The organism is Paenibacillus wuxiensis, from assembly GCF_040195695.1.
Lineage (GTDB): Bacteria > Bacillota > Bacilli > Paenibacillales > Paenibacillaceae > Paenibacillus_B > Paenibacillus_B suaedae.
This window is the reverse complement of record NZ_JBEFZI010000003.1, coordinates 567,143-586,248: the sequence shown is the minus strand read 5'-3', so window position 1 is coordinate 586,248 and position 19,106 is coordinate 567,143. Positions and strand designations below refer to the sequence as shown.

Sequence of the window (19,106 nt, the reverse complement as noted above, 5' to 3'; positions counted from 1 at the left end):
ATGAACGAGATGTATGTCGATCGTGTTCCGCCGCAGAACCTGGAGGCTGAGCAAGCCGTTCTCGGCGCTATATTGCTCCACTCCGAAGCGATGATCACGGCGATGGAGCGGATACAGTCCGAGGACTTCTACAATCCGGCCCATCAGATGATCTATGAGGCAATGATCGAGCTGGGCGAAGACAACCAGCCGATTGACCTTGTAACGCTTACAGCGAAGCTGAAGGATAAGCAGCAGTTGGAAGACGTCGGCAGCGTGTCTTATTTGACGAAACTGGCCAATGCGGTGCCAACCGCAGCCAACGTCGATTATTACGCGCAAATTATTGAAGAAAAGTCAATGATGCGACGTCTCATTCGGACTGCCACGCAAATCGCAAGTGAAGGCTATACAGGCGGCGAGGATGTCTCTGGATTGCTTAGCGATGCGGAACGACGTATCTTAGAAATTTCGAATCGCCGCTCTTCGAGCGGCTTTATCGCGATTAAAGATGTGTTGATGGAAGTGTATGATAAAGTCGAGACCTTGAGCCAGCAAACAGGCGGGGGGACGACCGGAATTCCATCAGGCTTCCCTGATTTGGATAAGATGACATCGGGTTTCCAGCGCAGTGACCTTGTTATTGTGGCTGCTCGTCCGTCCGTCGGCAAGACAGCCTTCGCCTTGAACGTAGCCCAGAATGTTGGCGTTCGTGCGAAGGAGACGGTAGCGATATTCAGTCTTGAGATGTCCGCGGCACAGCTTGTACAACGTATGGTCTGCGCCGAGTCCAATGTCGATGCAGGACGACTCCGTACAGGAGCGCTTGAGGATGATGACTGGGAGAAGCTGACGATGTCCATCGCAGCCTTGTCCGAGGCGGAGGTCTACATTGATGATACACCAGGGATAACGGTGGCGGATATCCGAGCCAAGTGTAGACGTCTTAAGAAAGAACATGGTCTTGGCATGATTCTGATCGATTACTTGCAGCTGATTCAAGGACGCGGTAAACCAGGAGAGAACCGTCAGCAGGAAGTATCCGAGATTTCACGTACACTGAAGCAGATTGCGCGTGAGCTTGAGGTACCTGTTATTGCCTTGTCCCAGTTAAGCCGGGGTGTAGAGCAGCGGCAGGATAAGCGTCCGATGATGTCCGACCTTCGGGAATCGGGTTCCATCGAGCAGGATGCTGATATTGTTGCATTTTTGTACCGTGATGATTACTACAATCAGGATACGGAGAAGAAGAATATTATCGAAATTATTATCGCTAAGCAGCGTAATGGCCCAGTAGGTACGGTGGAGTTGGTGTTCTTGAAGAACTTCAACAAATTCGTCAGCTACGAAAGGAATCATCAGGACGCCTCTGCGGGATAATAAGCGTAAAAGAAAGCGAACGTTGTTTTCCGAACATTTAGTTAAGGTCGGATATCAACGTTCGCTTTTCGTTGACTTTGCACTATTTGACTGATAAACTAGGTATGCTGCTTGGAGCGAATGCTTGAAAAAGCAGTGAATAACGGTGTGTAAACACCCGACGGGGGTATGAATATGTCTACAGTAGTCGTCGTAGGAACCCAATGGGGAGACGAGGGGAAAGGGAAAATCACTGACTTCCTCGCCGAAAGCGCCGACGTGGTTGCGCGTTATCAAGGTGGTAACAATGCGGGACACACGATTTTGATTGATAATAAGAAATATAAGCTGAGCCTGATCCCATCCGGTATTTTCTACACAAACAAAATTTGTGTAATCGGTAATGGTATGGTCATCAATCCAAAGGCACTAATCCAAGAGATTGAATATATTCACGAAAATGGTTTCTCTACCGATAATCTTCGCATTAGTGATCGTGCGCATGTCATCATGCCGTATCACATGGTGCTGGACGGTCTGGAGGAAGAGCGCAAAGGCCCGAACAAGATTGGAACGACCCGCAAAGGGATCGGACCTTGTTATATGGATAAAGCAGCTCGCAACGGCATTCGTATTGTCGACTTGCTCGACAAGGATGTATTCGAGAAGAAATTCCGCCACTTGGCAAATGAGAAGAACGAGTTAATCAGAATGTATGGCGGCGAAGAGCTGGATATCGAAGCTACGTTGCAGGAATACTTCGAATATGCAGAATTCATTCGCAAGTATGTGGTTGATACCTCGGTTGTACTTAATGATGCAATCGATGACGGCAAGAAGGTATTGTTCGAAGGTGCGCAGGGCGTTATGCTTGATATCGACCAAGGTACGTATCCGTTCGTAACTTCTTCGAATCCAACAGCTGGTGGTGTCTGCATCGGTTCTGGTGTTGGCCCATCCAAGATTGAAGAGGTTATCGGCGTAGCGAAGGCTTATACGACTCGCGTTGGCGATGGTCCGTTCCCAACAGAGCTGAACAATGAGACAGGCGACTTCATCCGTGAAGCTGGCCATGAGTACGGTACAGTAACAGGCCGCGCACGTCGCGTAGGCTGGTTCGACAGTGTCGTCGTACGCCATGCCCGCCGTGTGAGCGGGATTACAGGCTTGTCCCTGAACTCGCTTGATGTATTGACTGGACTGGAGACAGTTAAGATCTGTACGGCTTACAAGTGCGGCGATGAGATTATCGAGCACTATCCAGCAAGCTTGGATATGCTTGCGAAGTGCGAAGCAATTTATGAAGAAATGGCAGGCTGGTCGGAAGACATCACAGGCTGCAAGACGCTTGATGAACTGCCTGAATCAACACGCAACTATGTGAAGCGCGTATCGGAGCTGACAGGTATTCCGATCTCGATCTTCTCCGTTGGCCGCAACCGCGAGCAGACGAACCAAGTGCGTTCTATCTACCGCTAATTGCAGCATAATATAGAAACGAAACGGCTTTTCCTTCGGGAAGAGTCGTTTTTTTTGTACATAATTGGGCATACTAAACAGTAAATGACTGTGAGCTGGCAAGGATCCCGAATACAAGATAGAGGAAGAAGAGTCATATTGGAGGCTGCTAGTACTCTATTATACGCACTCGGGCACGTGAGAGGGCATATTGCCCTCGCGTGGCAGCAAGAGCTGGCTGGGAGGTAGTATAGATGCGCTTAGTGTGGCGTGTGATGCGGTTAGCAATGACGATTTTGGTCGTAGGTATATTATCTAGCCTATTAACGGTTGGAACAACAGCGATCGTAGTCGATCGATATATTCAGACTGCTCTGGATAGTTTCCATATCCCAATAGAACGGAAGCCGCTGACATTGACCTCTATGTGGGGTGTTCTGCTTGGCTCCGATGTACAAACGGCTAGTCAATCAAATAATAAGTCTACAGGTACGAGTCAGGATGGGATAAATAGCGGAAACCATACAGAAAGAACCACTACTAATAGTCAGGAATCGGGATCGAATCGGAATGGGCAGGGAGCGACTGAGACGAATGGCGGCGGAACGACAGGATCCCCATCTGCTGGAGGAAATGAAGGCGAGAGTGGATCAACTCCAACGCCTGATGGCGCTTTGCCGGTAATGGGGGGCATAACATCCGGTCAGGAATCGAAGGGGCGAGAGGCAATAATAGTGCCGCCTGACGCGATAGCGAAGAGCAAGGAAGAGTTATCGAAGGAGAAGAAGGATCAAATCTTTGCAACCTTGATGAAGAAGCTCCCGCAAGAGGATTGGCAGCGCATCTCTACCTTAATGGAGGGAGGATTGACTTCCAGTGAGGTTATGGAAGTCGAACAGATTCTCGCGAAGCATCTGAATGACGAGGAATATAAGGAGATGCGGGAGTGGATGGTGGGAGAATCGAAGACGAAGGATACTGCCAGCACTACGGATGGTTCAAATGCGAAGGAAAGCAAGACAGAAAGCACGGGAACACCGTAGTCTGATTCATAGGCTTCACGAAGAACATCTTTGTGAGAACATATGCTGAATAAACCGATTAAAAGGATTGCATAATAAACGCGAAAGTAGCTATCTCCTCAGGAGAGCACATTTTCGCGTTTTTGTTTTGGGAAAGTAAGGGGTGTAAGGATGAACAACGTCCAAATAATGACGAATTCGGTCAAGTTGCAATGTACTTTCGACCTATGGTACATTAAAAAAGATGACAAAACGTTAACTTTTGTAAATTTTCATAGAAAAAGATCACATTACGTATGAGAATATAGGCATTGTATTCGCAAAGGAGACCATCATGGAACGTTTCAACGGAAATCGTCGGGAGGAAAAGGAACAAATGAATGATCGCAACCGATGGCAACAATGGACGGCTGCATGGCGGGAACGGTTGACGAGGAATCCTGCAACCCGATGGATGACAAAGAGAAAAAGAACGATTGTATTCGCAATGAGTGGCATGGCATTGGCTGCATCTGCAGTATGGGGAGGCATTACCTATGTACAAGCCAATACGATACCTTTTTATCACGTATACCATAAGAATGAACTGGTGGGCACGGTGTCTGCTCTAGAAGAAGTCGAGCAATATTATGCAGCTCGGCTCCAGAAGGAACAGGCTAAGTATCCGAACGCCCATATGAAGATAAATCGAGAGGGAATTCGAACGATTGAGGATTCCGGATTCAAGGCGAAGCCGACAACGGAAGCAACGTTAGCGAAGCTCGATCAATTGACGCCTGCTTATGCAGAGGGTGTAGAGCTGAAGATCAACGGCGCGACAGTCGGATATGTGAATGACGAGGCTACGGCCGAGAAAATATTGAAGCAGGTAAAGGCGAAGTACACTCCATCTGCATCGAACAAAGGAAATGCGAAGGAAGTGCGCGTATTAGCTGCGCCTATGCGCTCTGCAAAGGCCACGAAAGCCGTATCACGCTTGGAATCTGTTAGTTTCCGCGAGCGTGTCAGCACGGAAAATGCCAATATTAGCCCAGACCAACTGATGACGCAGGATGAGGCGATTAGCAAGCTGACGACAGGCCTCACGAATAAGCTCCAATATATTGTGAGGGCAGGAGATACCGTTTCTTCAATTGCAAATAAGATGAATGTCTCTATGGATGCGATCTACCATAACAACCCGACTGTCGGGGAGGAACGTCTGCAGGATGGACAAATTCTTAATTTGACGGATACGAAGCCGCTTATTACCGTGAAGACGGTTGAAGCTTATAGCGAGTATTTGGTGACTGAACCGCAGAAGATGATCAAGGAAGATCCGAATATGCGCTCTGGGGAGTCCAAGGTTGTCCGCAAGGGCAAACAAGGATTAAAGCGCATGTCTTATCGCCTGGTGAAGGACAACGGCAAGCTATCCCACGAGGAATGGATTGAGCAAGAGGTTGTCGAGCCTGCCATTCCGGAGATTGTCATTCGCGGTACGAAGGTCGTGCGCGGCGAAGGGACAGGCTCCTTCGATTGGCCTGTGAACAGTGCAACCTTGACAAGTGGATTCGGCAAGCGCTGGGGCCGCATGCACAAGGGGATCGACATGGTATCCTCGGATCGTTCGATTATGGCTGCTGATGAAGGCGTCGTACTGTTTGCGGGTGTGAAGAACGGGTATGGCAATTGCATCATCGTCAACCATCGCAATGGGTACAAAACCTTGTACGGCCACCTAAGCAAAATTAATATCAATGCTGGCGATATTGTGGAGAAGGGTCAAGATATTGGCGTAATGGGCAATACGGGCGATTCCACAGGTACGCATTTGCATTTCGAAATTATTAAAAATGACGAAGTGCAGAATCCTCTTAAATACTTATAAACGCAAGCTAGACGGGACGAATCGGATGTCCCGTCTTTTTTATATTTAGATTGCCGCGTTATGCCGTCTTCTCCAACGTTTGGGTTCGGGATGTAGAGACAATTATGGTAAAATAGAGTGACATAAGGACTGGCTGCATGCAGAACGGAATTTGTGACTGTATTAGTACGTGGCAGGAAATGTGAAGGTAGAGGGAGAGGTGCGGATTCGTGTACGGCAAAATTCTCGTTGTAGATGATGAACAACCGATTGCAGATATTTTAAAGTTTAATTTGGAGAAGGAAGGCTACGAGGTCATCTGCGCCTTCGATGGGGGAGCTGCCGTTGATTTGGCAATATCGGAGAAGCCGGATCTTATGCTTCTTGACTTGATGCTGCCCGTGAAGGACGGGATGGATGTGTGCCGTGAGGTACGTCAGCATTTGCATATGCCTATTATTATGCTGACGGCGAAGGACACAGAGCTTGATAAGGTATTAGGCTTGGAATTGGGGGCCGATGACTATGTGACGAAGCCGTTCAGCACGAGAGAGCTGCTGGCTCGGGTTAAGGCTCACTTGCGGCGCCAAAACAAAATCTCTACTCCAGATCCAGAGGAGGATGCTGAGACATCTGCCGCAGAGAAGCAGGGCATGAAGCTACATGAACTGCTCATTGATACGGACATGTATGTAGTCTATAAGAACGGAGCTATGCTGGATTTGACGCATCGGGAGTATGAACTGCTGTTCTACTTGGTGCGCAATGCTGGCAAGGTCATGACACGCGAACACCTGCTGCAGGCAGTATGGGGATATGAGTATTTCGGAGATGTGCGCACGGTGGATGTAACGATACGCCGCCTGCGCGAGAAGATTGAGGATGATCCGAGCAAGCCGGAATATATCATTACACGGCGCGGATTGGGATATATGATGCGCAATCCGCGGAGTGGAGGATTCTAGTGAAGCGGGGGCTAGGTCGATTTTTTCGCACCATTCAGGCGAAGCTGATTATTATTTATGTTCTGCTTATCTTAATTGCGATGCAGCTCATCGGTGTCTACTTCGTCAGTTCGATGAAGCATACGCAGACGACCAACTTTACGAAGGAGCTGCAGAACACAGCAGAGCTCATGTCTATTTACGCGGGTCAGACGCTGAAGGGCGATGAGACCCTGGACGATGAGCAGACGCTGGAGGCGCTCAATAAGTTCGTGCGCAGCTTCATCAATATGAATGGCGTGGAAATACAGGTATTGGACGTAACCGGAAAGGTATTGACGACATCTGTGCCTACCCATATGGAATATGTAGGACGCAAAAATACAGAGACAGTAGTGAATCGGGCCCTGCAGGGCATGCGTGACAACCAGGAAGTTATCATTGATGAGGACAATGTGCGCAAGCAGGTGCTGGCGAAGCCCGTCTACTCCAATGGGAAGCTCGTCGGGGCCCTATACATTGTCGCATCAATGAAGGAGCTGTACGCGACAATTGAGGGGATCAATCGGATTTTCCTCTCGGGGATGGCGATTGCACTTGGGTTAACGGCCGTACTGGGTGTCATTCTGGCCCATACCATTACACAACCGATCAAGGAGATAACGAAGCAAGCAACGAAGGTGGCGGAAGGGAACTTCGCAGGACAAGTTCCTGTGATGGGCACCGATGAGATCGGCCAGTTGAGTGAGGCATTCAATTATATGACGAGGCGCTTGCAGGAAGCGCTGAATGCGAATGAGGAAGAGAAGGAGAAGCTGGCATCCATCTTGACAAATATGAGTGACGGCGTTGTCGCGACCGATGAACAAGGTCAGGTTATTCTCGTCAACAGACGGGCGTGCAAGCTGCTAAGTATCAAGCAAGGCGAGGTAGAGGGCAGTCCCATGTCCGAGGTGCTTCGTGTGCCGCAGGAACAGATCGATGAGATGGTGAACGGCAAGCTGAACTGGATGCTGCTTCCTCGAACAGAAGAGCATGAGGGTGATGAAGATAGCGAGACAATCCTGCGCATATCCTTCACCCCGGTTCATCGCCGTGGGGAAGGTATGACAGGATCAATTGTCGTGCTGCAGGATGTGACGGAGCAGGAGAAGCTGGAGCAGTCTCGCCGCGAGTTCGTAGCCAACGTGTCACATGAGCTGCGGACGCCGCTGACGACGATTAAGAGCTATGTTGAGGCATTAGGCGACGGCGCGCTGGAAGAGCCGCAGCTTGCAGGGCGCTTCGTTGGCGTTATACAGAACGAGACGGAGCGCATGATTCGTCTCGTTACGGATTTGCTGCATCTGTCGCGCCTTGATTCGAAGCAGGCGAAGCTGCGCAAGCAGGTGACGGATATGACGGAGATGCTGGAGGATGTCATCGACCGATTCTCCTTCCAGTTCCGCAATAAGGGAATTGCTGCATCAGTTGTCATTGATCCGGACATTGGCAAGGGAGGCTTAGTGATGATCGATCGGGATCAGATCGATCAATTGCTGGATAACCTTGTGTCCAATGCGGTGAAGTATACGCCAGACGGCGGCGAGGTGAAGCTGGTTGCGGTTCTGGATTCTTCTCGCAGCATGCTTCATGTATCAGTGCAGGATAATGGGCTGGGCATTCCACAGAAGGATTTGGAACGAATATTTGAACGATTCTATCGGGTAGATAAGGCTCGTTCGCGCAATATGGGCGGTACGGGACTAGGCTTGTCCATTGCCCGGGAAATTGTGAGAACGCATGGTGGGGATATATGGATTGAGTCGGAATGGGGCGCAGGTACGCAAATTACCTTCTCGCTTCCGTTGACATCAATGAAGGCAGAAGGGAGTGAGGCAAGCGAATGGTAGAGCGATTTAAGACGATGCTGCTAACGTTTCTTGTGCTGTTAAGCTTGCTGCAGAGCTTCTTCCTTGCCTATAGCATGCCGAACTTCGATGTACGCAAAAAGTCGACCAGCGACTACATTACGACCGATCCGCTCGGGCCTGAGGAGAAGGTAGAGAATCTAATCTTCCCGGAACAGCTGGTTCTTCACCTCGGAGGAAATAAGCATACCATTCTATATCCAGGCATGACGTTCTATAACATTATTGTGAAGCGGCTGCAGGGACGCTCGTATGATGGGTTCCAATACCGCTCGCTTTCTGCGGTGGATTGGAATCGAATACGCGAGGAGAATGAGGGAGTGGAACTGCTTTTCCACGCGCCTATCCCAGTGAAACTGCTGCAGAAGGTGTTTCCGATTGGTGACGATTCTGCGCTTATGAATGAGAGTATTCGTCGAATATGGCTGTATACGACGAAGGATACGAAGGAAGTCCGTGTCTTCTTCTTCAATGCGAAGGGGGACGCTGTCTATGAATCGACCCGAGCAGACTTGACCGAGCAGGATGTGAAGCAGCAGGTCGAATTCGGGCGATCCTGGACGCCTTATAAGTTGGTTAACGGATCATATTATGTTCCAGAACAGCCGATTGAACTGCTTGAGGTTACGCTTCCTTATGATCGAATTACGGCAGAGCAGATGCAGCGCAGCCTGTTCAATGATCCTACCGTTACGAAAAATATAGAGACTGGGAATTCGGAAATTTATACCGACGTTAAGCGCGGCTTGGAAGTGAATCGGGGCCTGCAATGGCTTATCTACTCCGATCCTGTCGTGCAGACGGAAGGGCAGCAGGATATTGCTTCTGATGTCACGGCAGCAGTCCGCTTCATTAACCAGCATGGAGGCTGGAATGGCAGATATCGTGTCACCTTGCCGGACAATGAGAAGAAGGATGTGCTGAACGGAGCAACCAGTGGATTAGGGACAGCCTTTCGATTCCAGCAATATTGGGGCTCTTACCCGATTGTCAATACAAGTCGCTTCCGGTTCGGGTATATGCAGGTTACGATGCAAGAGGGCACGGTTACGAGTTATGAGCGTTCTCTTGTACAACTTCATCAGCGTGCAGAGAAGAAGGAAATGCGCCAACTGGTGGTTGGAGATGCCTTACTTCAAAAATTGAGTGCACTCAGTCAGAAGAAGCCAATCGTAGGAGTTGACCCGGTATATATCCCTGAGCTAGGGAAGGAGACGGTTCGTCTGCTGCCTGCATGGCAGGTAAAGTATAAGGATGGGTCGACCGCATTGCTCGATGGGTCTGTTAAGAAATGAACGTAAGATCGTATCTCAGAAGGGAGGAGTCAAATGGATTGGGGTCGGGCGAAGAATATATTGATCTATGCTTTTCTGCTGCTCAATATTGTGCTGGGCTATCAGCTCTGGCAAGAGGTACGCGACCAAATGCATTCCGAGCTGGATTGGACCTCCCTGTCTGATGCGGCGAAGAAGATGATGGAAGTAAAAAAGATTCAAGTTACAGCCAAGATTCCTTCAGAGACACCCGCCTTACGTGAAATCACGTACCGATTCGTGAAGCGGGGCGATCAGATGGAACCGCTCAAGCAGCCGCAGGATACGAAGATCGTATTTATGGAGAATGATTTGATCAAGTCCCTGCAAGGGGATATTCCTCATATTGAGATGTACCGATATGACGCGTTGACAGGTAGAAATGGAACATTCGTCTTGTATCAGCGACTGCCTAATGGCCTGCCGATATTCGAAGTGACATTGGAGCTGGCACACAGCCAGCAGAAGATTAAGGGGTTCCGGCAGCAGTATGTAGAGTTGATTGAAGCTAAGGAGAGCAAGGAGCAGAAGATCTTGCCGGCTTCTCAAGCATTGGAGCATGTGATCTTGAGCGCCTTAATGTCAGGGGCCGTCGTCAAGGATGTACAGCTTGGCTACCATGGTCAAATATTCGATGCGGCCAATACACAGGTGGCAGCGCCGTCTTGGCGCATCCTCTTGGAAAATGATGAAGTGTATTATGTGAATGCGATAAGTGGAGCAATTGATACTCCGCAAGAAGGAAAGAAGGAGAACGATAGATGAGTATGCGATTTTCAGTACTGTCGAGTGGATCAACAGGCAATGCAACGGTCATTCAAAATGAAGACGCAACTGTGATGATCGATGTTGGTCTAAGCTGCAAGCGGACAGAGCAGCTTCTGGAGGAACAGGGGCTCTCGGGCAAGCAGATTGACGCCATATTCGTCACGCATGAGCATTCTGATCACATTAAGGGCCTTGGAGCCTTCTCACGAAAGCACAACGTGCCGATCTATGCCAACGAGAACACATGGGAAGCACTAGAGAAGCATGTGGGTGAAATTGCAGACGAAAATCGGATTGTCATGCAAACGGGGGAAGCGCGCGATTTCGGGGATCTGCGCATAGAATCATACGGTATCTCTCATGATGCTGCCGAGCCGGTGGGTTATAAGTTCTATGAAGGCGAGACAAAGCTGAGTGTGACAACGGATTTAGGTTATATGAGCGATAAGGTTCGAGATGAGATTATCGATTCGGATGTGCTTGTGCTGGAATCGAACCATGATACGGAGATGCTTCGTATGGGGCGGTATCCATGGAATATTAAGCGACGGATTCTAGGAGATATGGGGCACTTGTCCAATGATGCGGCAGGCGAGGCGCTGTGTGAGATTGCTACGGGTAATACCCGCCGCGTATACTTGGCGCATTTAAGCCGGGATCATAATATGATGGATCTCGCCCGCATGACGGTAAAGGGAGTTATGGAGGACAACGGCCATTTTTACAAAGAGAGTGAACTGCAATTAAAAGATACGTATTATGACAAGCCTACGGCATGGGATATGGTTCATGCGAAGTCTGTGGTTCGTCTGTAAGCCATCTATCCAGATCGTTGGCCTTCTGGGAGATATCTTCCTGCGTAATCAAGCCTTTCTCCACGAGAAGCTCCATGAGGGTGGATAAAGCCAAGGTGAGACGGTATTGATCTTCCTTCATATCAGCTAGTTGTCCGACTAGGTCGATGTCCGACCAGATTGTGCTTGAAGTCGTCATAAATCTAGTTCTCCTTTCTATTAGGGGAGGGAGATTGTTTCTCTCAATTCCCTGTTTGTATGATAGAATATGTACAAGCTTGCAAATCTATTACATTTCTTTTACATGACAAGCTCATAGTGTGCATTAATATATAGTGTTGACGATTTTCAGCCATATCATTCCGTGGTGTAATGATGCTGCGAAGGCAGTGGTTCAACCCGTGGATCGATCCCGGTTGGAGGGTTGAGGGGAGTTGTTCGGATGAGCTTGTTTGATGATGATTTTTTCTCGACAAAGGTATCTGGCAAGGTAAAGCGCAGATGGCAGGAGCGAGAGACAGGAACGGGATGGACACTGGGCAAGACAACTCAATCCGGCCGCAGGTGGTCCACCGTCCAAGTGGCTATTGTGAGCTCGGTGATTAGTGCCTTGTCAGCCGTTATTTTATATAGCTGGATTGTGGGAACAGGTTCAGTCACACAGCCTGTGACCATTAACCGAACGGGGACGGTTGATCCCTATGATCGTATTGTGACTGTAGCCGATAAGGTTGGGCCTGCGGTGGTCAGCATCGTCAATGAGCAGAAGCGAGTGGCAGCAGAGACTGATAATGAGAAGGACACAAATCTAGGCTCAGGTGTCATTATTAAGCGCGATGACGGCAAGGCGTTCATCCTGACGAATGAACATGTCGTACAGGGGGCGGATAAGCTAGAGGTGGTGCTCTCGAACGGGCAGCGCAAAAATGCAGAACTCATTGGCAAGGATCGGGTAATGGATATTGCCGTTCTTCTTATTGATGATGCAGGTGTATCCACGGTGGCAGAGATTGGCGATTCACGCCTTCTGCGTCTCGGGGAAACCGTCGTCGCAATCGGCAATCCACTTGGCTTAGGCGGTTCACTGACAGCTGGCATCGTTAGTTATACGAATCGACTTATCCCGGTATCCTTGAACCAAGATGGTGTATATGACTGGGAGCAGAGGGTCATTCAGACGGATGCGGCAATTAATGAGGGCAACAGCGGCGGAGCACTTGTGAACTTACAGGGGCAGGTTATTGGCATCAATACGATGAAGATCGCGACGACTGGCGTTGAGGGCCTCGGATTTGCGATTCCTACGAATGAAGTGATGACCGTAGTAGACGAGATTATGAAGAATGGCAAGGTTATTCGGCCTTATCTAGGTGTATATACGGTCGATCTGACGAATCCTTATGCTCCGATTACGGAGGAGCAGCGCAATGATCTCAAGCTTCCGCAAGACGTGAAGAACGGAGTTATTGTACTGGAGGCTACGGGGCCGGCGAAGAAGGCAGGACTGAAGCTGAATGATGTGATTGTCCGCTTCGACAATGAAACGATCGGTCAGACCCGAGATCTGCGCAAATATTTATATGAGAAGAAGAAGGTCGGCGAGACGATGGAAGTTCACTTCTATCGCGAGGGCAAGCTGATGATGACGACTGTGCAGCTTGAGGATAAGCCGCAGCAGGCCGGATAAACTAAGTGATATCCAAAGATGGGAAAATCAAATGTCTTCACCCGTACCGGGCCTATTTATGTTATGATGGACGTAATAAGACAGCAAGATAAGCGAGAAAGAGGGAACGACATGTACGTAGTCTGTAAAGAGCATGTAGAATTGGCAATTGACAATTTTGTAGATGAGTTCGAAGATGCCCCCGACGTTGTCGATCTGGATGGCGTTGAATTCAGTGATTGGGAACGGCCAATCAAGTGCTGTATGGATTGCGAGCAAGAGGCGAAGTTTCTAGTCGTGTAATCTTGTCGTAGGATGAATGATCCTGTCCGTTTCATGAAGGTTCGGGCACAATCGTTCATACACTTCAATTGCGTGTATAGAACAAGGGCACACCCCCGAGGTGGGGATGCGCCCTTGTTTTTTTGCGTTGTTCCATATGGAATCAAATGAAGCTCGTTATTATTTGATATTCAGCTTATCCTTCACCTTAGTAGGAAGCTCATCCTTGCTTACTTCTTCGTAGGCGGTTACACGATCCGTATCTTTTACATATACGCGTAAAAACGCATGCTCTTTAAATTTGCGGTTTTCCCCTGTTTTCATAAAGGTAAGCTTCAGCTCATTACCTTTCTCATCGAATGCGGGTAGGGTATATTCTCCATTGTCATTAGGATCGCCAACGGTTTGAACATAATATTGCTGCTTGCCGTTTCGATTGTAGTCACAGCCGACAAGAATGCTTGCAAACAATGTGATGACTGCGAATAAAGCAATTAGTCTCTTCATGATGCAGATACCTCCGAGTTTACGTAGTTCTAGCATTTATCATAACAGCAACAAAGAACAGGACAAATCGATTTACCCAACACAGCCTTACAGTTCTGTCATGTGGCAAGTGAAGGAAAAGCGAGTGAATAGGGGAGCATTGAACAACTTATGAACATGCTGCGCAGGGTTGGTGATAACGTGGATGAATATGTGGATAAGGGGCGTTTGGACGGTAAAATACAATTATCCACATGTGGATAGTGGAAAACGATAAATAATCGGGATACCGACAGATTCGTCTATTGTAAATTGAATATGCACGGTAAGCTTTATACATAATTAGGTATGATTTTTAACACGATGAGGAAATTCCTTCTTGCAAAAACTAATACTATTAGTTATTATGTAATTAACATTAGTTAGAGAGGGGTGGTCATCCATGCGTATGCGTAAGCAAGGTCATATTATTCAACTGTCTTTCCTGCCACGCTTGTTTCCTGTGAATTGTTATCTCGTTGAAGAGGAGAATGAGCTGACACTAGTGGATGCTGCTCTTCCTTATAGTGCTGCTCGTATCTTGAAGGCGGCTAGGCAAATTGGAAAGCCAATTACACGTATCTTGCTTACTCATGCACATGGTGATCATATCGGAGCATTGGATGCCTTGAAGCAGGAGCTTCCTCATGTGAAGGTGATGATTTCAGCGCGTGATGCCAAGCTGCTGCAGGGGAACTGCTCATTGGAAGATGGTGAGGCAGCAACGCCTATTCGTGGAGATGTGCCGAAGGAAGGGGCAATTCGTACGAAGCCGGATGTTCTACTTCAAGACGGTCAGATGGTGGGATCTCTGCGTGCCGTGCTTGCACCAGGGCACACACCAGGCATGATGGCCTTCTATGATACGAGAGATGGTGCGCTGATTGCTGGCGATGCTTTTCAAATTCGAGGAGGAATCGCAGTATCGGGGATGCTTAAGCCGCTGTTCCCATTCCCAGCTATGGCGACTTGGAATAACGAGGCTGCGCTGGCAAGCGCAATCAAGTTAAGGGCGTTACAGCCTACTCTGCTCGCAGTAGGACATGGGGTGATGCTTATGAAGCCGACATCTCAAATGGATTGTGCCATTCAGGAAGCAGAACGGAAGTGGGGAGTGGTATCTATGAGCGGCAAAGCTGTGAAGTAGAATGGACGAAGTGAAGTGGCCAATGAAGCACGATGTTGAGAGAAGAAACATAGATGAAAATAAAGTTTCGATTGGTAGTGGTGTTTTATCGAACTACTTACAAACGGATGCAATTCACCCATAAGAAAACGGTTACAAGCGTTCTGTCAATGAGATAGGGCGCTTTTTTGTGTCTAAAACGTGTCATTTCTTGCAAATTCATTTTACTGGAAGTATAATAGCAAGAATGAATGACCGAAATTCACATTTAGTTCTGTAGTTCTAGAACCTGTTCGTAATCGCCTCTTTGCAGAAAGGAGGAATCCGTGTGATCGTAGATCGAAGAACGAGGATTATAGAGGCAGCAACACAGTCATTTTCATTATATGGTTATAAAGGCAGTACAATGGATCAGATAGCGAGACTTGCACATGTGGGCAAGGGGACGATTTATCGTTTTTTCCCAACAAAAGAAGAGCTGTTGGAAGCCATTATGAATAGATTCATTCAAGACATACTGGAAGTTGCACAGTCATCCGTTCATCCAGAGAGAACCTTCACAGAGAACTTGCACCGTACTCTGCACAATGTGTTGGAATTCCGCTCAAAGCATGAGATGATGGTTATTCTCACACACGAGATGCGGGAGATGGGGACCGAGATTGTGATGTCTGAGATGAGCAAGGTGGAAGATGCGCTTCAGCACTTTGTGAAAGAGCAGGTAGAACTAGCTATTGATTCAGGCGAGCTGCAGAATTGTGATGCTGAGCTGACTGCTTTCCTATTTATTAAGACTTACGCAGCGCTTGTCGTAGAATGGCCGAAGCGTGCGAAGGCTATCCATCAGGATCAAATTCCTCATTTGCTTGAATTTTATTTGCTGAATGGGGCAGCTCAGAAGGGTATTGCTCGAATTGGATAACGCATTACATATTATAAGTAGAACGGTGGTGGCAGTGGGATGAAGAACATCTTACACATTTATAAAACGGATCTTCGCAACATTATTACAAATCCTGCTGCAATTATTGTTATTTTAGCAGTAGTGATCCTGCCCTCCCTATATGCATGGTTCAACATTCTCCCGTCATGGGATCCGTACTCCAATACGAAGGATGTATCGGTTGCGGTTGCGAACTTGGATAAGGGTGCCAAGGTAGAAGGCAAGGATCTTGATGTTGGGGAAAAGGTTATTGAACAGTTAAAGGAAAATGAGAAGTTAGGTTGGAGATTTGTTACGAAGGATGAGGCAATCAATGGGGTCAATCATGGCGATTATTATGCAGCCATTGTTATCCCAGAGGATTTCTCTGAGAAGATCTCATCCGTCATCTCGGATCATCCAGAGAAGGCACAGCTTGATTATTATATTAATGAAAAGATAAATGCGATCTCGCCGAAGGTTGCGGGGGCAGGAGCCTCGACGCTGGTGTCGAACATTAGCAGCAACTTCGTAGAAACAGCGAACAAAGCGATATTCGATATTTTCAATGATGTCGGCCTTAAGCTTGAAACGAATGAGCCGGACATTAAGAAGCTTAGAGATAACATCTTCAAATTGGAGGAGAAGCTGCCGGAGATCGAGAAGCTGATGAAGACAGGCCAAGTTGACATCATCAAGGCGAAGGACTTCATTAGCAAGGCAGAGTCTGCCATCCGTGTCATCAAGCGCTACGAGAACCGACCGGATTCGGTAATTACAGATGCGGAGAATATGCTCAATAAGGGCAGTGATTCCTTCCATAAGGAAGTGCCGGTTGTCAAAGACAATCTGCGGAAGCTTCAGGGTGTCGCAACGGATACATCGAAGGTCGTGGAGAATATCATGAACTCCGACTTCGATCTTGGCAAGGTAGAGACAGAGCTGGCCAAGAAGAGTGTCGAAGTGGAGTCTGGGATGAATTCCTTACAGCGCCTCATTACGACGGTTGAAGATGTAGATCGGAATTTGAAGAATAATGGTCTATTTGATAATGTGCTCACGTCCTTGAATGACGCGAAGCGGGGCGCGGAGGATCTGAAGACGCGTCTGGATGAAGCACAAAAAACCGTAGAGTCTGCGAAGTCGATTGCAGATGATAAGCTGAGGGATATTCGCAATAAGGCAATCGAAGTCAACTCGATTTTGGATAAAGCGAGAACAAGCTTGAATTCACAGGTTGCGCCGACGGTAGCGAAGGCATTCGATGATGCAGAACGATTAGGCAAGACGTATCGAGAGCATCTCGGTCAGCTGCAGGAGAAAGTTGATCGCGTCAACAAGCTTATTCAGGGCAGTGAGACGGATGCATCATTAACCGACAAGCTGAATGCAGCTGTCGAGGATATGACGAATCAGTTGAAGCTCACATTAGGCTCCTTAGAGAAGTACAAGGATCAGCTGAACAAGCTGGCTCAAGTGACAGGCATAGACACTGATCTGTTGATTGCTCAATTGAAGGGCATGGAGACGAAGCTCACACTGCTGCAGGATCGCTTGGCTGGCGGCAAGCAGATTGGCGCAGAAGCGGCAGCAAGAGCAAGTGAACTCGTTGCTCAGCTCGTTAGCGATTATGATAATGGAATTAAACCGCGATTCCATACAATCCGCGGAGATATGCAGGCATTGAATCGCGATGCTCTGAAGATGATCGATAAGATGCAGAACAGCACTCGCAATGTCATTGAAATGACAGATAAGATCATGAACCGCAATACGGCGGATAAGGTAATCGATCAAATCAATAATGCAAAGAACCACATCAGTAACGGGCAGAACCTGGCGGATAAAATTATCGCCTCAACAGAGAAAATGAAGCAGACTGTGGATGATGGTGCCATTACAGACATCGTCGATAGTATGTATAAGGTAAAAGGGAAACTGGCAGATTTGTCGGATATGCTGAAGCGTGCGAGTGAAGCGGCTGGCAAAGCGAATCAACCGACGAAGGATGCGCTGCAGAAGATATATGATTCCTCGAAGGATACGAGCGCGTCCATTGATAAAGTAATCGGAAAGATCGATTCGGATGTTGTACCTGCCTTCGACAAGGGTGTCAAAGATTCTCGCAAAGGCTTGGATTTCATTAAGAACGTGAAAAAAGAAATGTTCTCAATGATTCCAGAGGTCGAGACCCAACTGGCTGATATGAAGGGCAAGATTCACACGGGGGAAGATGGACTGGATGAATTCAGTGACAAATTCCCAGAAATCAAAAAGAAAGTAAAAGATATTGCATCCAAAATCCGTGAATTCGAAGAAAAAGGTGATCTGGATCAAGTCATTGACTTGCTTCGTAAGGATGCGGCTAAGGAAAGCCAGTTCTTCGCGGAGCCGGTATTGCTTAATCAGCATGAACTGTTCCCTGTACCGAATTACGGTTCAGCGATGTCACCGTTCTTCTCGACATTGGCATTGTGGGTCGGGGGCTTGCTGCTCATCTCCATGCTGATTGTAGACATCGAGAACAAGCATGACTATAAGAGCTACCAAGTGTACTTCGGACGTTGGCTGACCTTTGTGACGATCGGTATATGTCAGAGTATGATCGTGACACTGGGAGACATGTTCCTGCTCAAAACCTATGTCGTGCATAAATTCTGGTTCTTCGCGTTCGGGATTTTCATCAGTATCATATTCGTCAGCATCGTCTATACGTTGGTATCGGTATTCGGTAATGTAGGTAAGGCGTTGTCCATTGTATTGCTTGTGTTCCAATTGGCGGCCTCTGGTGGTACATTCCCGATTCAAATGACGCCGAAGTTCTTCCAGAAGCTGAATCCGTTCCTGCCGTTCACACATGCGATAGGCATTATGCGTGAGGCAGTGGGAGGAATTCTATGGGATGTTGTGACGAAGCATGTACTTATCCTACTGATCTATATCGGAATTGCCTTTGTACTTGGTATAGGCTTGAAGAAGACAATTAATAAGAACAGCGATAAGTTCTTGAAGAAAGCGAAGGAAAGTAAGCTGTTGTAGGCTTGTAGATTGTAGATTTGCAGGCGAATAGTCTTGTAGTGGAACAGTAAGAGGTTTTATTAGGGTAAATGGTAAATAGTCGTATTATGCAATCATCATATAGATTATATAAAAATCGCTGCCTGGGTTATCAGGCAGCGATTTTGTTAT

At 47.8% G+C, this 19,106-nt stretch carries 16 protein-coding genes; 14 read left to right on the top strand and 2 right to left on the bottom strand.

The genetic code is table 11. The features are described from left to right. From dnaB to ABN764_RS08845, 9 genes are all read left to right on the top strand, one after another. Positions 1–1,359 (top strand): replicative DNA helicase, encoded by a 1,359-nt coding sequence (gene dnaB / locus ABN764_RS08885; protein ID WP_021257531.1) that lies wholly within the window; start codon positions 1–3, stop codon positions 1,357–1,359. Positions 1,360–1,533: 174 nt separating this feature from the next. Next, on the top strand, positions 1,534–2,817 hold the full coding sequence (locus ABN764_RS08880; RefSeq protein WP_268624354.1) for an adenylosuccinate synthase: 1,284 nt from the start codon (positions 1,534–1,536) through the stop codon (positions 2,815–2,817). A 233-nt stretch (positions 2,818–3,050) separates the two neighbouring features. Beyond that, complete coding sequence (locus ABN764_RS08875; RefSeq protein WP_446671626.1) at positions 3,051–3,839, top strand: spore coat protein; 789 nt, start codon at positions 3,051–3,053, stop codon at positions 3,837–3,839. 313 nt (positions 3,840–4,152) lie between these two features. Further along, positions 4,153–5,688 (top strand): peptidoglycan DD-metalloendopeptidase family protein, encoded by a 1,536-nt coding sequence (locus ABN764_RS08870; RefSeq protein WP_028533238.1) that lies wholly within the window; start codon positions 4,153–4,155, stop codon positions 5,686–5,688. Positions 5,689–5,897: 209 nt separating this feature from the next. Beyond that, entirely contained in the window at positions 5,898–6,632 is a 735-nt protein-coding gene (gene yycF / locus ABN764_RS08865) for a response regulator YycF (protein ID WP_021257527.1), read from the top strand. An 80-nt stretch (positions 6,633–6,712) separates the two neighbouring features. Beyond that, a complete protein-coding gene (gene walK, locus ABN764_RS08860) occupies positions 6,713–8,503 on the top strand; it encodes a cell wall metabolism sensor histidine kinase WalK (protein WP_394358424.1) in 1,791 nt (596 codons plus the stop codon). Continuing rightward, positions 8,497–9,816 (top strand): YycH family regulatory protein, encoded by a 1,320-nt coding sequence (locus tag ABN764_RS08855; protein WP_268624350.1) that lies wholly within the window; start codon positions 8,497–8,499, stop codon positions 9,814–9,816. Before walK ends, ABN764_RS08855 begins: the two co-directional genes overlap by 7 nt. Before the next feature lie 33 nt (positions 9,817–9,849). Then, the gene (gene yycI, locus ABN764_RS08850) at positions 9,850–10,599 is read left to right on the top strand and encodes a two-component system regulatory protein YycI (RefSeq protein WP_072730931.1); all 750 of its coding nucleotides are present in this window, start codon (positions 9,850–9,852) and stop codon (positions 10,597–10,599) included. Beyond that, a complete protein-coding gene (locus ABN764_RS08845; RefSeq protein WP_446671625.1) occupies positions 10,596–11,417 on the top strand; it encodes an MBL fold metallo-hydrolase in 822 nt (273 codons plus the stop codon). Before yycI ends, ABN764_RS08845 begins: the two co-directional genes overlap by 4 nt. Here ABN764_RS08845 and ABN764_RS08840 read toward each other — a convergent pair. After that, positions 11,371–11,595, bottom strand: coding sequence for a hypothetical protein (locus ABN764_RS08840; RefSeq protein WP_065291076.1), 225 nt, complete (start codon positions 11,593–11,595; stop codon positions 11,371–11,373). The genes ABN764_RS08845 and ABN764_RS08840 overlap by 47 nt on opposite strands. 243 nt (positions 11,596–11,838) lie before the next feature. Between ABN764_RS08840 and ABN764_RS08835 the strand changes: the two genes are divergently transcribed. Together ABN764_RS08835 and ABN764_RS08830 are read left to right on the top strand one after the other, a co-directional pair. Beyond that, positions 11,839–13,083 (top strand): S1C family serine protease, encoded by a 1,245-nt coding sequence (locus tag ABN764_RS08835; RefSeq protein WP_072730933.1) that lies wholly within the window; start codon positions 11,839–11,841, stop codon positions 13,081–13,083. Positions 13,084–13,194: 111 nt separating this feature from the next. Further along, the gene (locus ABN764_RS08830) at positions 13,195–13,365 is read left to right on the top strand and encodes a CxxH/CxxC protein (protein ID WP_005545397.1); all 171 of its coding nucleotides are present in this window, start codon (positions 13,195–13,197) and stop codon (positions 13,363–13,365) included. A 159-nt stretch (positions 13,366–13,524) separates the two neighbouring features. Here the strand turns inward: ABN764_RS08830 and ABN764_RS08825 are convergent, their stop codons facing one another. After that, positions 13,525–13,851, bottom strand: coding sequence for a YxeA family protein (locus ABN764_RS08825; RefSeq protein WP_021257521.1), 327 nt, complete (start codon positions 13,849–13,851; stop codon positions 13,525–13,527). 421 nt (positions 13,852–14,272) lie between these two features. Between ABN764_RS08825 and ABN764_RS08820 the strand changes: the two genes are divergently transcribed. The 3 genes from ABN764_RS08820 to ABN764_RS08810 all read left to right on the top strand — a co-directional run bounded on the left by ABN764_RS08820 (position 14,273) and on the right by ABN764_RS08810 (position 18,956). After that, positions 14,273–15,016, top strand: a complete 744-nt coding sequence (locus tag ABN764_RS08820) for an MBL fold metallo-hydrolase (protein ID WP_446671624.1) — start codon at positions 14,273–14,275, stop codon at positions 15,014–15,016. A 307-nt stretch (positions 15,017–15,323) separates the two neighbouring features. Further along, positions 15,324–15,917 carry a TetR/AcrR family transcriptional regulator gene (locus ABN764_RS08815; protein ID WP_072730935.1) on the top strand — a complete coding sequence of 198 codons (594 nt, stop codon included), beginning with the start codon at positions 15,324–15,326 and terminating at the stop codon, positions 15,915–15,917. Between the two features lie 39 nt (positions 15,918–15,956). After that, the gene (locus ABN764_RS08810; protein ID WP_446671623.1) at positions 15,957–18,956 is read left to right on the top strand and encodes a YhgE/Pip family protein; all 3,000 of its coding nucleotides are present in this window, start codon (positions 15,957–15,959) and stop codon (positions 18,954–18,956) included. Positions 18,957–19,106 lie beyond the last annotated feature (150 nt).

Excerpts from the sequence above, each read along its gene's own strand:
- ABN764_RS08825 (WP_021257521.1), bottom strand. The coding sequence starts at position 13,851 with ATGAAGAGACTAATTGCTTTATTCGCAGTCATCACATTGTTTGCAAGC.
- ABN764_RS08855 (WP_268624350.1), top strand. The coding sequence starts at position 8,497 with ATGGTAGAGCGATTTAAGACGATGCTGCTAACGTTTCTTGTGCTGTTA.
- ABN764_RS08830 (WP_005545397.1), top strand. The coding sequence starts at position 13,195 with ATGTACGTAGTCTGTAAAGAGCATGTAGAATTGGCAATTGACAATTTT.
- yycI (WP_072730931.1), top strand. The coding sequence starts at position 9,850 with ATGGATTGGGGTCGGGCGAAGAATATATTGATCTATGCTTTTCTGCTG.
- ABN764_RS08840 (WP_065291076.1), bottom strand. The coding sequence starts at position 11,595 with ATGACGACTTCAAGCACAATCTGGTCGGACATCGACCTAGTCGGACAA.
- ABN764_RS08870 (WP_028533238.1), top strand. The coding sequence starts at position 4,153 with ATGGAACGTTTCAACGGAAATCGTCGGGAGGAAAAGGAACAAATGAAT.
- ABN764_RS08810 (WP_446671623.1), top strand. The coding sequence starts at position 15,957 with ATGAAGAACATCTTACACATTTATAAAACGGATCTTCGCAACATTATT.
- dnaB (WP_021257531.1), top strand. The coding sequence starts at position 1 with ATGAACGAGATGTATGTCGATCGTGTTCCGCCGCAGAACCTGGAGGCT.
- walK (WP_394358424.1), top strand. The coding sequence starts at position 6,713 with ATGCAGCTCATCGGTGTCTACTTCGTCAGTTCGATGAAGCATACGCAG.
- ABN764_RS08835 (WP_072730933.1), top strand. The coding sequence starts at position 11,839 with ATGAGCTTGTTTGATGATGATTTTTTCTCGACAAAGGTATCTGGCAAG.
- ABN764_RS08880 (WP_268624354.1), top strand. The coding sequence starts at position 1,534 with ATGTCTACAGTAGTCGTCGTAGGAACCCAATGGGGAGACGAGGGGAAA.
- ABN764_RS08845 (WP_446671625.1), top strand. The coding sequence starts at position 10,596 with ATGAGTATGCGATTTTCAGTACTGTCGAGTGGATCAACAGGCAATGCA.
- ABN764_RS08875 (WP_446671626.1), top strand. The coding sequence starts at position 3,051 with ATGCGCTTAGTGTGGCGTGTGATGCGGTTAGCAATGACGATTTTGGTC.
- ABN764_RS08820 (WP_446671624.1), top strand. The coding sequence starts at position 14,273 with ATGCGTATGCGTAAGCAAGGTCATATTATTCAACTGTCTTTCCTGCCA.